Annotated in this window: 13 protein-coding genes and 2 pseudogenes; 11 read left to right on the top strand and 4 right to left on the bottom strand. The window is 72.6% G+C overall.

What is annotated here, in order from left to right; translation table 11 throughout:
• Nucleotides 1-9 precede the first annotated feature (9 nt).
• The 5 genes and pseudogenes from ACLQ25_RS04550 to ACLQ25_RS04530 all read left to right on the top strand — a co-directional run.
• A pseudogene (locus ACLQ25_RS04550) lies at nucleotides 10-582 on the top strand (response regulator transcription factor); the annotation flags it as partial.
• Nucleotides 579-1,935: pseudogene (locus ACLQ25_RS04545) on the top strand (sensor histidine kinase). The pseudogenes ACLQ25_RS04550 and ACLQ25_RS04545, both read left to right, overlap by 4 nt.
• Nucleotides 1,932-2,501 (top strand): GerMN domain-containing protein, encoded by a 570-nt coding sequence (locus tag ACLQ25_RS04540; protein ID WP_425729340.1) that lies wholly within the window; start codon nucleotides 1,932-1,934, stop codon nucleotides 2,499-2,501. Before ACLQ25_RS04545 ends, ACLQ25_RS04540 begins: the two are co-directional and overlap by 4 nt.
• A gap of 103 nt (nucleotides 2,502-2,604) precedes the next feature.
• On the top strand, nucleotides 2,605-2,988 hold the full coding sequence (locus tag ACLQ25_RS04535; protein WP_425729338.1) for a hypothetical protein: 384 nt from the start codon (nucleotides 2,605-2,607) through the stop codon (nucleotides 2,986-2,988).
• Between the two features lie 50 nt (nucleotides 2,989-3,038).
• Nucleotides 3,039-3,185 carry a hypothetical protein gene (locus ACLQ25_RS04530; RefSeq protein ID WP_355048005.1) on the top strand — a complete coding sequence of 49 codons (147 nt, stop codon included), beginning with the start codon at nucleotides 3,039-3,041 and terminating at the stop codon, nucleotides 3,183-3,185.
• A 57-nt stretch (nucleotides 3,186-3,242) separates the two neighbouring features.
• Here the strand turns inward: ACLQ25_RS04530 and ACLQ25_RS04525 are convergent, their stop codons facing one another.
• Together ACLQ25_RS04525 and ACLQ25_RS04520 are read right to left on the bottom strand one after the other, a co-directional pair.
• The gene (locus tag ACLQ25_RS04525; protein WP_425729336.1) at nucleotides 3,243-4,742 is read right to left on the bottom strand and encodes an FAD-dependent monooxygenase; all 1,500 of its coding nucleotides are present in this window, start codon (nucleotides 4,740-4,742) and stop codon (nucleotides 3,243-3,245) included.
• Between the two features lie 122 nt (nucleotides 4,743-4,864).
• Nucleotides 4,865-5,485, bottom strand: coding sequence for a TetR/AcrR family transcriptional regulator (locus tag ACLQ25_RS04520; RefSeq protein WP_425729334.1), 621 nt, complete (start codon nucleotides 5,483-5,485; stop codon nucleotides 4,865-4,867).
• A gap of 98 nt (nucleotides 5,486-5,583) precedes the next feature.
• On the opposite strand from ACLQ25_RS04520, the gene ACLQ25_RS04515 reads away from it, so the two are divergent.
• On the top strand, nucleotides 5,584-5,802 hold the full coding sequence (locus tag ACLQ25_RS04515) for a DUF1737 domain-containing protein (protein WP_425729332.1): 219 nt from the start codon (nucleotides 5,584-5,586) through the stop codon (nucleotides 5,800-5,802).
• Between the two features lie 237 nt (nucleotides 5,803-6,039).
• Nucleotides 6,040-6,753 carry a cyclase family protein gene (locus ACLQ25_RS04510; protein ID WP_425729330.1) on the top strand — a complete coding sequence of 238 codons (714 nt, stop codon included), beginning with the start codon at nucleotides 6,040-6,042 and terminating at the stop codon, nucleotides 6,751-6,753.
• 30 nt (nucleotides 6,754-6,783) lie between these two features.
• Here ACLQ25_RS04510 and ACLQ25_RS04505 read toward each other — a convergent pair whose 3' ends face one another.
• Nucleotides 6,784-9,012, bottom strand: coding sequence for an ATP-binding protein (locus tag ACLQ25_RS04505; RefSeq protein ID WP_425729328.1), 2,229 nt, complete (start codon nucleotides 9,010-9,012; stop codon nucleotides 6,784-6,786).
• 170 nt (nucleotides 9,013-9,182) lie between these two features.
• Between ACLQ25_RS04505 and ACLQ25_RS04500 the strand changes: the two genes are divergently transcribed.
• A complete protein-coding gene (locus ACLQ25_RS04500; RefSeq protein WP_425729326.1) occupies nucleotides 9,183-9,893 on the top strand; it encodes a ThuA domain-containing protein in 711 nt (236 codons plus the stop codon).
• Entirely contained in the window at nucleotides 9,863-10,966 is a 1,104-nt protein-coding gene (locus ACLQ25_RS04495; protein WP_425729324.1) for a Gfo/Idh/MocA family protein, read from the top strand. Before ACLQ25_RS04500 ends, ACLQ25_RS04495 begins: the two co-directional genes overlap by 31 nt.
• An 18-nt stretch (nucleotides 10,967-10,984) precedes the next feature.
• Here ACLQ25_RS04495 and ACLQ25_RS04490 read toward each other — a convergent pair whose 3' ends face one another.
• A complete protein-coding gene (locus tag ACLQ25_RS04490) occupies nucleotides 10,985-11,968 on the bottom strand; it encodes an NAD(P)-dependent alcohol dehydrogenase (RefSeq protein ID WP_425729322.1) in 984 nt (327 codons plus the stop codon).
• Between the two features lie 103 nt (nucleotides 11,969-12,071).
• Between ACLQ25_RS04490 and ACLQ25_RS04485 the strand changes: the two genes are divergently transcribed.
• On the top strand, nucleotides 12,072-12,788 hold the full coding sequence (locus ACLQ25_RS04485) for a TetR/AcrR family transcriptional regulator (RefSeq protein WP_425729320.1): 717 nt from the start codon (nucleotides 12,072-12,074) through the stop codon (nucleotides 12,786-12,788).
• Between the two features lie 112 nt (nucleotides 12,789-12,900).
• A complete protein-coding gene (locus ACLQ25_RS04480) occupies nucleotides 12,901-14,355 on the top strand; it encodes an alkaline phosphatase PhoX (RefSeq protein WP_425729318.1) in 1,455 nt (484 codons plus the stop codon).
• The last annotated feature ends 95 nt before the right edge of the window (nucleotides 14,356-14,450 follow it).

Genomic DNA, 14,450 nt, shown 5'->3' with positions numbered 1-14,450 from the left:
TGATCCTTCCTGTCCGCCGATGATCCGGCGGACTACGTGCTCGTCGACCTGATGCTGCCCGGCCTCGACGGCTTCGAGTGCATCCGGCAGCTCCGCCGCGACGACGACGTGCCGATCGTGGTGGTCAGCGCCCGGGACGACACCCATGACATCGTCGCCGCCCTGGAGGCCGGCGCGGATGACTACCTCGTCAAACCGGTCGCGATCAAGGAGCTGACCGCGCGGCTGCGGGCGCTGCGTCGCCGTGCCCGCGCCGTGGTCGGGGGGCCGGCGGCGGAGCCGGTGCCGGTGCTGGCGTTCGGCGAGTTGGAGATCAGCCCCGACGCGGGCGAGGTGCGTCGTGGCGGCCGGCCGGTGGCGGTGACCCGTACCGAGTTCCGGTTGCTGTGCGAGCTGGCCGAGCACGCGGGCCGCGTGCTGTCACGCCAACAGTTGCTGCAACGGGTCTGGGGCTACGACATCGGCGACGAGCGGCTTGTCGACGTGCACGTCGGCCGGTTGCGGCAGAAGATCGAGCCCGATCCGGCGACCCCTCGGCACCTGGTCACCCTGCGGGGTATGGGTTACAAGTTGCAGCGATGAGACGCCTCGGACTGCGTACCCGGGTCACCGCCGCGTTCGCCGTCGGCGCGCTCCTGCTCGCCGCCTCGATGGCCCTGGTCTCCTACGAGCTGACCCGCCGATCCCTGATTGGAGAGCGGGAACGCACCGCCCTGCGCGCCGCGTACTTCGACGCGACGGTCGTACGCGCCGGGATCGACACCGACACCCCCGATGTCGTGGAGGTGTTGCGGTCGCTGGACACCGGCGGGGGACGTCGCCCGGTGCTGCACCTCAACGGCGAGTGGTACGCCCGCACGGCCGACCCCGGCCCCACCACCGCTATCCCCCAGGACCTGCGCCGCGTCGTGGCGTCCGGGCAGCCGGCGGTGCAACGGGTACGGGTGGACGGTCAGTCGGTTCTCGTGGTCGGCGTGCCCCTGTCCGCGACGGCGACGTACTTCGAGGTCAATTCCCTGCGCGAGTTGGAGCAGACGTTCCAGGTCCTGGCGCTCGCGCTGACCACCGTGGCCATCATGATCGCCGGGTCCGGCGCCGCGCTGGGGTGGCACGCCACCCGGCACGGGCTGCGCCCGTTGACGGCGGTCGCCGACGCGGCGGAGAAGATCGCGGCCGGCGACTTCACGGCCCGCCTGGACCCGGCCACCGACCCCGACCTGACCCGGTTGTCCTCCTCGTTCAACCAGATGGTCGACCGGCTCGCCCACCGCATCGAGCGCGACCGCCGCTTCGCCGCCGACGTCAGCCACGAGCTGCGTTCGCCGTTGCAGACCCTCGCCGCCGCGGCGAGCGTGCTGGCCCGTCGCCGGGAACACCAGGACGAGCGGACGGCGATCGCGGCGGGGTTGGTCGCCGACGAGATCGACCGCTTTCAGCGACTCGTCAACGACCTGATCGACCTGGCCCGTAGCGACCAGCCCGCGCACCGCGCGCCGGTGGACCCGGTGGCGCTGGCCCGCGCCGCCTGCGAAGCCCTGGACCTGCCGGCGTCAATCGTGCGGCTCGCCCCCGGGGTGCCCGCGACGTGGCGGGTCGAGCGTCGGCGCGTCGCGCAGATCCTGGCGAACCTCCTGGACAACGCCGTGACCTACGGGGGGCGGTCCGACGTCCGTCCTGCTCGACCGCGACGGCGACGCCGCCGTGATCGAGGTCGAGGACGACGGGCCGGGCGTACCCGTCGAGGACCGGGAGGCCATCTTCGACCGTTTCGTGCGTGGACGTGCCGCCCACACGCGTGGCGCGGGCGATGGCACCGGGCTCGGTCTCGCCCTGGTCGCCCAGCACGCGACCGCGCACGGTGGGACCGTCACCGTCACCGACCACCCCGGCGGCGGCGCTCGGTTCCGGGTCACCCTGCCGGAGAGCCTGGCATGAGTCGTCGGCACCTGCTCGGTCTGGGCCTCGTCGCGCTGCTGGCCGGCTGCGGCATCCCCGCCGACGACGCGCCCCGCCCGGTGCCACCGCCACGCGGGCCGTTCCCCACCCCCGCCGACACCGCATCCGCCGACACCGCGCCGGCCGGTCCGGCCACCGAGACCCTCTGCCTGGTACGCGACAACCGGATCGTCCCGGTGCTGCGGAGCGTCGACCGTCCACCCAGCATCGAGGAGCACCTGCGGCACCTGTTCGCCGGCCCCACCACGGCCGAACGCGACACCGACCTCACCAGTGCCCTGCCGGGGGCGGTCAACGCGGCCGGCGTGACGCTGAGCGCCAGCCAGGCCCGGGTCATGGTCGACGAACCTGGTGACGACGCCGGTCGCAGCGACGAGGTGCTCGCCTTCGGGCAGATCGTCTGCACGCTCACCAGCCGCCACGACGTCAGCACCGTGACGTTCCTGCGCGACGAACGGCCGCTGGGAGTGCCGCGCGCCGACGGGTTGCTGTCCGCACAGCCGCTCAGCCGTGCCGACTACGCCCCCCTCATCGCTCCACAGTGAGCGCTTCCGCTCGAGGTCGATCGCTGAATGTCGTTTCAACCGGACACGTCAGTGGGTATCTGCCCGCCGGCTGATCGTCCGATCGACGGAGACCCTCGTGATCATGGCTTTGCTGCTCGACCTCGCCAACATCGTCGGCGGCTTCCTGCTCGCCATCGCCGTGCTGCGGTTGCTGCCGCGCGTCGGTGACGACCTGGGCCGCCTCGCCGGTCGGGTGGCGCCGATCGCGTGGGTGGTCGGGCTCGTGGCGCTGGTGACCGGCGGCTACTACCTGATCGTCCACCTGGTGTCCGGCCCTCGGGTGTTCCACTTCGAGGTGGTCGGGATCGGTGTCGGCCTGGCCCTGTTGTGGGGCCGTCTGACCGGTCGTCGGGCGTCGGGCGTCGAGCAGTCCGACGGCGCGACCGGAGTCCGCCTGTTGCTCGCGATCTTCGGCCTGATCGCGATCGTCGTCGGCATCCAGGGGCTGTTCACCCCGGACGGCTGATCGTTTGTCCCGCACCCCCTTGCAACCCCCCTTTGAATGAGGAGACCTCCATGTCCGCCCAGGCATTTCTCTACATCATCGCCGTCATCCTGATCGTGCTCGCGGCCCTGCCCCTGCCCACCCGGGGCATCTCGTTCGCGCTGCTCGGCGCCGCCTGCGCGCTGCTCGCCTACGCCTGGCCGGTGATCACCAACTGATCCAGCGCTGTTGACAGCCGGTGGCCGGGAGCGCGAGGCGTTCCCGGCCACCGATGGTCAGAGCGGCCGGCCGAAGTGGCGGGTGAGCGCGGCACGCAACGTGTCGGCGTCCCCGGCCGACCAGGCGACGTAGCAGTCGGGGCGTACGAGCACCCCCGTCGCGGTGGTGCCCTCCAGGTGGCCGGTGACGACGTCCACCCGGTCCCGCCAGGGTGCGGCGACCTCGGCCCAGTCGCCCGTGGAGTCCAGCAGCAGCGGCCGGGCGCCGCGGGTCAGCTCGGCGAGGCGTACGACGCCCCGGTCGCCGTGGACGACCACGTCGGGGGCGGACCGGCCGGCCATCGGGTCGGCGGGATCGGCGGGGTAGCGGATGTCCGCGCCGGACATCAGCGCCGCGATGTGCCCGGTCACCTCCGGTATTCCCAGTAGTTCGCCGAAGAGTTCCCGCAGCCCGGTGATCTCCTCGCCGGGACCGATCAGCGCCGACTGTGCCTCGGTGGACATGACGACCCGCTCGGCGACCGGACGACGTTCGGTCTCGTACGTGTCGAGCAGACCCTCCGGCGCCCAGCCACGCACCGTGGCGGCGAGCTTCCACCCCAGGTTCACGGCGTCCTGTAGACCGAGGTTCAGGCCGGGGCCACCGATCGCCGGGTGCACGTGCGCGGCGTCGCCGACCAGCAGCACCCGGCCGGCGCGGTAGCGGGCGGCGATCCGGGTGTTGCGACCGGTCAGCCGGCGGAGCAGGCCGGCGCCCTCGGGTGGACCGAGAGGGACGTCGACGCCGAGCACCCGGCTGACGCTGGCGCGCAGCTCGGCCAGGCTCATCGGGGTCTCGTCGCTCGTCGGCGCGTCGGGCCACTCCGTGGTGCTGACCAGCGCCGGCCGGCCGGGGAACGGGGCCCACGCGATCAGGCCGCGCGGCGTACGGGTGTGCTGGAACGGCGGCACGATCCCGTACCCGGGGGCGAGCAGGCCGCCCGTCTCGGGGTCGAGGAACGACGCGGGGACGGTCACCGTCGCGGTACGGGAGACCGACCGGTCGTTGGTGACGCCGGGGAAGTCGATGCCGGCGGTACGGCGTACCCGGCTGCGGCCGCCGTCCGCGCCGACGAGGAAGCGGGAGGTGAGCCGCGTACCGTCGGCGAGGTGGACCTCGACCGCGTCGGGCCGTTGGCGCAGGTCGACGACCTCGTGGCCGCGGCGCAGGTCGACGCCGAGTTCGGCGGCGCGTGCGGTGAGGGCGGCTTCGAGCTGGGCCTGCGGCACGCCGAGCGCATAGTGCGGGTTGTCCGTGAGCATCGTGAGGTCCAGCGGGAACGCGCCGAAGGTGAAGGCGGGTTGCGGGGACGGCGGGTTGCTGTCGCCGCTGAGGCGCGCGTGCAGGCCGCGCCGGTCGAGAAGCCGGACGACCTGGCCGACGAGGCCGTTGGCGCGCGGCTCGCGGCCGGGCGTCGGGTGGCGTTCGAGGACGACGGGGTGGACACCGGCGAGGGCCAGTTCACAGGCGAGCATCAGGCCGTTCGGGCCGGCGCCGACGATGAGGACGTCGATCACGGTCGTGATCCCTTCGGGGCGTGCGTCGTCGCCACGGCGGGCGCGGTGTACGACCGGCCCGCCGCGGGGTGTGACGCGGCTGAGGATGGTGGGTGAGGGGTGCCCGGGTGCGGGCCCGCGCGTCAGCGGGGCGGTGCGGGGAGGCCGGCGGCGACCTGGGCGAAGGCGTCGCTGATGAGGTGTTCGATCGGGGTGGGCGGGTCGGCGCTGTCGAGGTAGTGCTGCATGGCGACGGCGACGGCCGCGCTGGCGGCGGCCGCGACGAGCCTCGGGTACATGTCGGTGGCGAGGTCGGTACCGGTGCGTTCGGCGACCGCGTTGGCCAACTCGGCCTCGGCGGTCGCGACCGCGCGCAGGCGCTCGCCCTGAAGGGCGGGCTCGGCGAGCATGGTGCGGACGCCGGCCACCCACTGGGCGTGCGCGGGGGAGGGCATCGCCTCGACCTCGGGGCCGCGCGTGAACTGCGCCAGCGCGGCCTGGGTGAGCGCCTCCCACAGCGGCTCGTCGGCGGGACGTTCGCGCAGCGCGGCGGCGGTGCGCAGGCTGCGGTCGAGATGGCGGGAGGCGATGGCCTCGGCCTTGCTGGAGAAGTAGTTGTTGAAGGTGCGCGGGGAGACGCCGGCCGCCTCGGCGATGTCCTCGACGCGGACGTTGTCGTAGCCGCGCTCGGCGGTGAGGTGGATTGCGGCCCAGCCGAGCGCCGCCCGCGTCTCGGCCTTCTTGCGCTCCCGCAGCCCTGTCATGCCACCACCCTAACACTTCTTGCGTGACACGCAAAGATGCGTGACACGCAGAAAAGCCGAGCCTTGGGTCGATGCCTCCGGAGGGACATGATGTGGCGGTGGAGGAAATCGTCCAGCCGCTCGGCTACCGGCTCATCACCGGTCCCGAGGACGCCGAGTTCTGCGCCCGGGTCAGTGCCCTGTTGACCCAGGGCTACCGGTTGTACGGCTCGCCCGCACTCACCTTCGACGGTGGGCGCGTCATCGCCGCACAGGCGTTGGTGCTGGCCGACCCCGCCGGCGGAACCCCGAGCGCGGGACAGGAGGTGCCGCGATGACGGCAGGGCGGGTGAACCCGACCCAGGAGGACGTGCTCGGGTACTTCGACAAGCTGTCGAACTGGGGCCGGTGGGGCGACGACGACGAGCGCGGCACGCTGAACCACATCACCGACGACGTCCGGCTGGCGGCGGCGCGGGCCGTGCGCCACGGCAGGAGTGTGTCCTGCGCGTGGGAGGTCGCCGTACCGGGGGAGATGGAACGGTCGACGACGACGTGCCCCGTACGCCGCGGAGATGCCGGGAGCCGAGAACATGCCGGCCGCCTTCCACGCCGACCGGCGCTGGGGCTTCTCGTCCGAGCGGCTGGGCATGACGTTCCACGGCAACACCATCACCCACCTCGATTCGCCGTGCCACATCTTCTGGGACGGCGCGATGTACAACGGGCGGTCGCACTCGTTGGTCGACGAGGCGGAGGGCTCGGCGTGGGCGGCCGTCACGGCGGCGGCGGACGGCATCGTCACCCGGGGTGTCCTGCTGGACGTAGCCCGGGCCCGCGACGTCCCCTGGTGGGAACCGGGCCAGGGAGTGTTCCCCGACGACCTGGAGGAGGCCGAGCGCCGCCAGGGCGTACGGGTGGGCGTCGGCGACGCGGTGCTCCTACGTACCGGCCACGGGCGCTTCCGGCGCGAGGGTCGCGCGGCCAGCGGTTTCGCGCAGACCGGTTGGCACGCGTCCTGCCTGCCGTGGCTCCACGAGCGCGGCGTCGCGCTGATCGCCGCCGACTCCCCGCAGGACGTCCAGCCCTCGGGGTACGACGACGTGTTGATGCCCGTGCACGCCGTCGGTCTCGTCGCGATGGGTCTCTGGCTGCTCGACAACTGCGACCTGGAGGCGTGCGCGACGACCGCCGCCGAACTCGGCCAGTGGGACTTCCAGCTCGCCGTCGCACCGGTCCGCTTCGCCGGCACGTCGGGCAGCCCGGTCAACCCGATCGCCACCTTCTGACCGGTACGCGGGGTGCGGCACTCAGCGCCGCTACGCGAGTTTGGCGTCGAGCGCCCCGGTGTCGGCCTCGCCGAGCGAGGAGAGGATGTCCCGCGCCCGCTGCCACGCCAGACGGGCCGACGGGGCGTCGCCGGCGGCCAGGTGAGCGTCGCCGAGACTTACCAACGCATCCGCCTCCAACCGGCGGTGACCGATCTCGCGGCGTAGGCGGACGGCATGCCCGTAGCAGGTGACCGCGTCGGTGAACGCGTCGAGCTGAAGGTGCGACTGCCCGAGGCTGGCCCAGGTGATCGCCTGCCCGAGAACGTTCTCCGCCGACGTGAACAGGGCCAGCGCCTGCTGGCAGCTCTCGATGGCGGCGTGGTGGTCGCCGAGCTGGCCCTGGGACCAGCCCACCGCGTTCAGCGCGAAGGCCTGGCCGGTGACGTGGCCGGCCTGCCGGTGCAACCGCAGCGCCTCCCGGGCGTGGCCGAGGGCCAACTCGGGCTCGCCCGTCTGGTCGCGGATCCAGCCGAGGTTCAGCTCGACGCGGGCCTGCCCGGCGAGGTCGTCCAGCCGCCGGTACCGGTCGTACGCCAGCTCCAGGTGGCGCTGCGCGTCCGCGTACTGGTGCAGCGCGATGCCGGCGAAGCCGAGCACCCCGTGGGCGTACGCCTCGGCCCGGTCGTCGGCCAGCCGGACGGCCGCCGACAACGCCGCCCGCAGGCTGCCGGTCCAGTCTTCCCAGTAGCCGCGCTGGTTGAGATAAGTGGTGATCGCCCAGGCGAGGTGGCACGTGTGCCGGTCGAAACCGTGGTCGGCGGCCAGCCGCAGCGCCGAGAGCAGCACCGGGTGCTCGTCGGTGAACCACGCCAGCGCCGCGTCCCGGTCGGCCAGTGGCACCGGCGCGGCCCCCGGCCCCGGCGAGTCGATCGGCAGTCGGTCCCGCTGCGAGTAGAGCAGTTCGTCGGCGGCGTACGCGACGCCGAGGTAGTGGTCGAGCAGGCGGGTACGGGCCGCGTGACGGTCCGCCTCGCCGTCCTCGGCCGCCGTCAGCTCGGCGGCGTACGCGCGCAGCAGGTCGTGGTACGTGAACCGGCCGGGCCGGTGCTCGCTGAGCAGGTGGGCCCGGGTCAACTCGGTCAGGTGGCGGTGGGCCCGCGCGGGAGTGATCCCGGCGAGGCTGGCCGCCGCCGCGACGGCGAAGTCCGGGCCCGGATGCACGCTCAGCAGCCGGAACAGCTGGGCGGTGGTCGCGTCGAGCGTCCGGTACGACCAGGACATGACCAGCCGCAGGTCGGTGACGGGTTCGCCGCCGTCGAAGGCGTCGAGGCGATCGGCCTCCGGGCGCAGGTGCGCCGCCAGGTCCATCAACCGGAACCCACTGTGGATCGCCGCGCGGGCGGCCACGACCGACAGCGCCAGCGGCAGCCCGGCGGAGGCGCCGACGATGGCGTCGACGGCCTCGGGCTCGGCGGCCACGCGCTCCGCGCCGAGGCGTCGGGTCAGCAGCGCGCGGGACTCGGCCCCGGACATGACGTCCAGGGTGACCGGATGGGCGCCGTTCACGCTGACCAGGCCCAGGAACTGGTGGCGGCTGGTGACCAGGACGAAGCAGCCCGGCGCTCCCGGCAGCAGCGGGCGTACCTGGTCGGCGTCGCCGGCATTGTCCAGCACGACGAGCACCCGTCGGCCGGCCAGCAGGCTCCGGTACCGGGCGACCTGCTCGTCCAGCCCGGTCGACGGGCGGGCCGCCGGTCCCGCGAGAGCGTTGACGAATCCGGCGAGCGCCGTGCTCGGACCGAGCGGTACGCCGCCCGGGTCGAAGCCACGCAGGTTGACGTAGAGCTGGCCGTCGGGGAAGTGCGTGGCGACGCGGTGCGCCCAGTGCGCCGCGAGCGCGGTCTTGCCCACCCCGGCGGTGCCGGAGACGATCGCGAGCCCCATCGCGGTCGGCTGATCCACCGACCGGGCCAGGATCTCGTCGAGGCGGGCCAGCGCGCCCTCGCGGCCGACGAAGCCGAAACCGTCCGCCGGCAACTGCGCCGGAACGCCACTCGTCGGGGGCGGGGTGGGCGCCCCGGCGAGGAAACGGTCCCGCCTCGACCCCTGTAGACCGAAGGCGTCGGCGAGCAACAGCATCGTCGCGGGACGCGGTCGGGCGATCCGCCCCGCCTCCAGGTCCCGCAGGTGACGGACCGACAGCCCGGTCTTCGCGGCCAGATCCTCCTGGGTTAACGCGCTGGTGCGCCGAAGCTCCTGCACGGCCTCCCCGAACACGCAATCACCGTATCGACGGCGCTGAGCGTGGACAATCGGCCATCCGACGTACGATCCGGCGCGCCCCGCGCCGTGCCGTGGCACGGCCGCACGGGTACGGTTTCGATGCCCGACAAACGCCGGGGCGGCAGCGGCCGGCCCGGTGACGACGGACGGTGGGAGGAGCGACGGTGGCGCAGCCGAGAGCACTGGTGGTCCGAGGCGGGTGGGAGGGGCACCAGCCGGTCAAGGCGACCGAGTTGTTCATTCCGTTCCTCGAACGCAACGGCTACGCGGTACGGGTCGAGGAGTCGACGGAGGTCTACGCCGATGCCGACGAGCTGGCCGACACCGACCTGATCGTGCAGTGCATGACGATGTCGGAGATCACGTCGGCCCAGGTGGCCGGACTCGCCTCGGCGGTCGTCGCCGGCACGGGCTTCACCGGCTGGCACGGTGGCATCGTGGACGCGTTCCGCGCCTCGGCGGAGTACCTGCACCTGGTGGGCGGCCAGTTCGCCACCCACCCGGGCAAGGAGCCCTGCGAGCGCCACGGTGGGGAGGAGGACAATTTCCTGCCGCACATCGTGCGCGTCACCGACCTCGGCCGGGAACACCCGATCACCGCCGACATCGAGGACTTCGACCTGGTCAGCGAGCAGTACTGGGTGCTGCACGACGATCTGATCGACGTCCTGGCCGTCACCACCCACCCCACGCGGGAGTGGCATCCGTGGCACCGGCCGGTCACCTCGCCGGCGATCTGGACCCGCCGCTGGGGCGCGGGCCGCGTCGTCGTGACAACTCCGGGCCACAACCTCGACGTGCTGGAGCACCCGTCCGTACGTACCGTCATCGAGAGGGGGATGGTGTGGGCGACCCGCACGGCGTCGGCATCGTAGGTCTCGGGGTCATCTCCCGCGCGTACCTGGACACCCTCGCGCACCACCCCGCGGTGCGGATCGCCGCTCTGGCCGACCTCGACGCGTCCCGGTCGGCCGCGGCGGCGGCCACGGTCCCCGGCAGCGCGGCGATGAGCGTCGAGCGCCTGCTCGCCCACCCGGACGTGGACACGGTGCTCAACCTGACGATCCCCGCGGCGCACGCCGACGTCTCCCGCGCCGCGATCGACGCCGGCAAGAACGTGTACGTCGAGAAGCCGCTCGCCGTGACGTTCCCGGACGGCCGTTCGATCGTCGAACGCGCCGCCTCGGCGGGCGTCCACGTCGGATGCTCGCCGGACACCGTCCTGGGCACGGGTACGCAGACGGCGCGTGCGGCGATCGACGACGGTCTGATCGGCCGCCCGATGTCCGCGACGGCCGTCATGGTCACGGCCGGTCACGAGCGTTGGCACCCGCACCCGGACTTCTACTACACCCCCGGTGGTGGCCCCCTGTTCGACATGGGGCCGTACTACATCTCGGCGCTCGTGCACCTGCTCGGGCCGGTCCGCGCGGTGGTCGGGGCCGCCAGCCGCCTGCGCTCGGAGCGCGTCATCGGTTCGGGCCCACGTGCTGGCGAGCACATCCCGGTGCGGGTGGACACCCACGTCACCGGCGTCCTCGAACACGTCGACGGCGCGCTGTCCACCATCACCACGAGTTTCGACGGCATCGCGACGACCGCCGCGCCCATCGAGGTCCAGGGGGAGACCGGCACGCTCGCCGTACCGGACCCGAACTACTTCGACGGCGAGGTCCGCCACTTCGCGCTCGGCGGCGACGAGTGGCGTGCCCTCCAGGCGCTCGCCGGGTACGCCGAGAGCGGCCGGGGGATCGGCCTGCTCGACTTCGTCCTGGCCGACGACCAGCGTGCGCCCCGCGCCGGTGGCGACGTCGCCCTGCACGTCCTCGAGACGATGACCGCGCTGCTGGAGTCGGCGGCGCAGGGCCGGCGGATCGAGTTGACGACGACGCCACGACGGCCCGTGCCCGTGCCGCTCACCCCGGCGACGGAGTGGAAGGGACGCTGACGGGTCGGCCGGCGGACGTCAGATGGTGATGACGACCTTGGCCCGGGCGTGTTCGCCCTCGACGTACCGGATGGCGTCGGGCACCTCGTGCAGCGGGTACGTCCGGTCGACGACCGGTGTGAGGCGGCCGGCCTCGACGTGGGCGCGGAGCGTGTCGAGGTGCTGCCGGCTCGGCGTCGTGGTGAGCGTGACGACACGCTGCCGGACCAGCGGCGCGAGTAGTCGTCCGCGCGCGATCAGCCACACCGGCCCGACGAGGCTGCCGCCGCCGTACACGCCGCCGCCGGAGAGCACCAGCGTCCCGGTCGGTGTCAGCGCGCGCCGCAGGTCGGTGAGTGAGCGGTTGCCGACCAGGTCGAGCACGACGTCGTAGCGGTGTGAGCCGTCGGCGAAGTCGTCCCGGCGGTAGTCGACGACGTCGTCGGCGCCGAGAGAGCGGATCAGGTCGACGTTGCGGGTGCTGCACACCCCGGTCACGGTCGCGCCGAGCGCCTTGCCCAGTTGCACCGCGAGGGTGCCGACGCCGCCCGAGGCGCCGTTGACGAGCAGACGCTGACCGGGCTCGACCCGTCCGACGTCGCACAGCCCGATCAGCGCCGTGCTGCCGGCCAGCGGCAGGGCCGCCGCCTGCTGGGGCGTCAGGTTCGTTGGCATGGGCGCGACCTGCGTCCGGGGCACGCACGCGTACTCGGCGAACGCGCCGTTGGCGTCGCCGAGGTCGCCGAAGACCGCGTCGCCCACGCGGATGTCGCGCACGTCGGCCCCGACGGCTTCGACGCGGCCGGCGATGTCCCGGCCGCGGATGCGTGCGCGGGGCCGCGACAGGCCCATCGCCAACCGCGCCATCCGGGGATCGCCGCGCATGGCGTGCCAGTCGTACGCGTTGAGCGAGGCGGCCTGCACCCGGACGAGCACGTCGTTCGGGGCGGGCGTCGGTGTGGCGACGTCGCCGAGAACGAGGGTTTCCGGGCCGCCGTACCGGTCCTGCACGATCGCCTTCATGGGTCCTCCCTGAGGTGTACGGTGTACACCGACGGTAGGTGTACGCCGTACACCTGTCAATGGTGGTTATCGTTCAACAACCGCCGGACAGGACGAGGACGAGATGGTCGAGCAGGCTGAGAAGCTGCGCCGCACACCGCTGAGCAGGGACCGCATCCTGCGGGCGGCCGTCGCGCTGGCCGACGAGACCGGCATCGAATCGCTCAGCATGCGCAACCTCGCCCAGGACCTGGGCGTCGTGCCGATGGCTCTCTACAAGCACGTGGCCAACAAGGACGAACTGCTCGACGGCATGATCGACGTCGTTGTCGGCCAGATTGACCCGCCTGAGCGCGACACCACCTGGAAGGACGCCATCCGCCGGCGCATCCTCTCGGCGCGGGCGGTGCTGCGCCGGCACCCCTGGGCCCCGCTGGCCATCGAGTCGCGGACCATGGCGACGCCGGCCGTCCTGGCCTACCTCGACTCGGTGGTCGGCACCCTCCGGGCCGGCGGGTTCTCCGCGAACCTCGCACACCACGTCATGCACACGATGGGCAGCCGGGTTCTGGGCTTCAGCCAGGAACTGTTCGACGACTCCCGCCGCGCCGGTCGGTCCGGAGCGGCCAGCCCCGAACCCGCCGCGGCGATGCCGCCGGAGTTCGCCGCCCGGTTCCCGCACCTTGCGGAGATCGCCACCGCCGCATCCCACGACGACGAGTCGGTCGTGGGGCAGGGATGCGATGACCAGTTCGAGTTCGAGTTCGCGCTCGACCTGCTGCTGGACGGCATCGAACGGCTGCACGAGCAGGGCTGGGCGTCACCGCGACGACGCCGGTGACGCCGTTTCTTCACCTCGACGTCACCGGTGTACCCCACAGCTGACGCCTCGGTGTCTGTCGGTGCGGGTTGGCTGTCGGCCGTCGCACTGTCTTGATCAGGAGCTGATCCGCGTGCCTTCCTCCCGTCGTACCTTCCTCGCCAGCGGCGCCGCCGCCGGTGTGGGCCTCGCCGTCGCCGGTGGCCTGCCGTCCCTGGCGCAGGCCAGCCCCGCCCGGCCGCACTCGCCGGGCTTGGGCGGTCGCGTTCCCTTCCCGCCGCTGGTGGACGACCCCAAGGGGATCCTGGCCCTGCCCAAGGGCTTCCGCTACACGATCGTCACCCGTGCCGGCGTCACCCGCCTCGACCGTGGTCAGGGCGTGACCCCGGCGGACCACGACGGCATGGCCGTCTACGACGCCGGACGCGGCCGCTACACCCTGATCCAGAACCACGAGATCGACCCCGGCGCCGAGTTCGGCGTACCGCACGTCAAGGGCACCGTCTACGACCCGGGCGCCGTCGACGCCGGTGGCTGCACGGTGATCACGACCGATCTCGCGGGCCGCAACCTGGGCGAGTTCGTCGCCCTCTCCGGCACCATCTCCAACTGCGCCGGCGGCCCGACCCCGTGGGGCACCTGGCTGACCTGCGAGGAGACCGAGGACCGCGCCGGCGACAGGTGGGAGGAGGGCGACCGCTCCGGCGTCTACGCCAAGGACCACGGGTACGTCTTCGAGGTCTGGGCCGACGGCAGCGCCGACCCGCGGCCGATCAAGTGTCTGGGTCGCTACTCCCACGAGGCGCTGGCGATCGACAAGGACCGCACCCACGTCTACCTCTCCGAGGACGCCGACGAGCCCAACGGCCTCTTCTACCGCTGGTCCGCGCCGCGCGGCGTGAAGCTGGGCCCCGGTGTGCTGACCCGCCTCGCGCCGGACGCCGGTGTCCTCGCCGCCATGCAGATCATCATGGACGACGGTTCCGTGCTGCCGGACGTCGCCTACCTGACCTCCGCCCAGCTCGGCCGCCCGTTCCCGGTCCGGTGGATCGAGGTGCCCGACCGCGACGCACGGCACACCTCCGTACGCGAGCAGTTCGCCGACGGTCAGGTCACCCGTGGCCGCAAGTTCGAGGGCGTGTGGAGCACCGACGAGGGCGTGTACGTCGTGAACTCCTACGCGTGGGACGAGGGCGACCTGCCGGCCGACGCGGCACCGCACGACGGCATGGTCTGGTTCTACAACTTCAAGGACCAGACCATCCAGCTCGTGACGTACTTCCCGCACCAGGCCGCCGCCGAGGAGGGGACGCCGGTCAAGTACACCGACATCACCTTCGACGGCCCGGACAACGTGACGGTCACCCCGTGGGGGAGCCTCGTGCTCGCCGAGGACGGCAAGGGCGCCTCGCATGTGCTCAGCACCATCCCGGGTGGCCCGACGTACGCGATCGCCCGCAACCAGCTCAACGACTCGGAGTTCTGCGGCCCGACCTTCAGCGCCGACGGCAAGGTGCTGTTCGTCAACATGCAGGACCCGGGCCTGACCCTGGCGATCACCGGCCCGTGGGACAAGTACCTGGGCTGACGACGTACGCAACGGCAGGTGGGGATCGGGCGACGGCCCGCTGCCCACCTGTCGTCTTTTCAAACCTCGGCACTGCCTGACTATTGTCACGAGTT

The sequence above is a fragment of the Micromonospora sp. DT44 genome (assembly GCF_049841635.1).
Classification (GTDB): Bacteria; Actinomycetota; Actinomycetes; order Mycobacteriales; family Micromonosporaceae; genus Micromonospora.
This window is presented reverse-complemented; position numbering and strand designations above follow the sequence as displayed.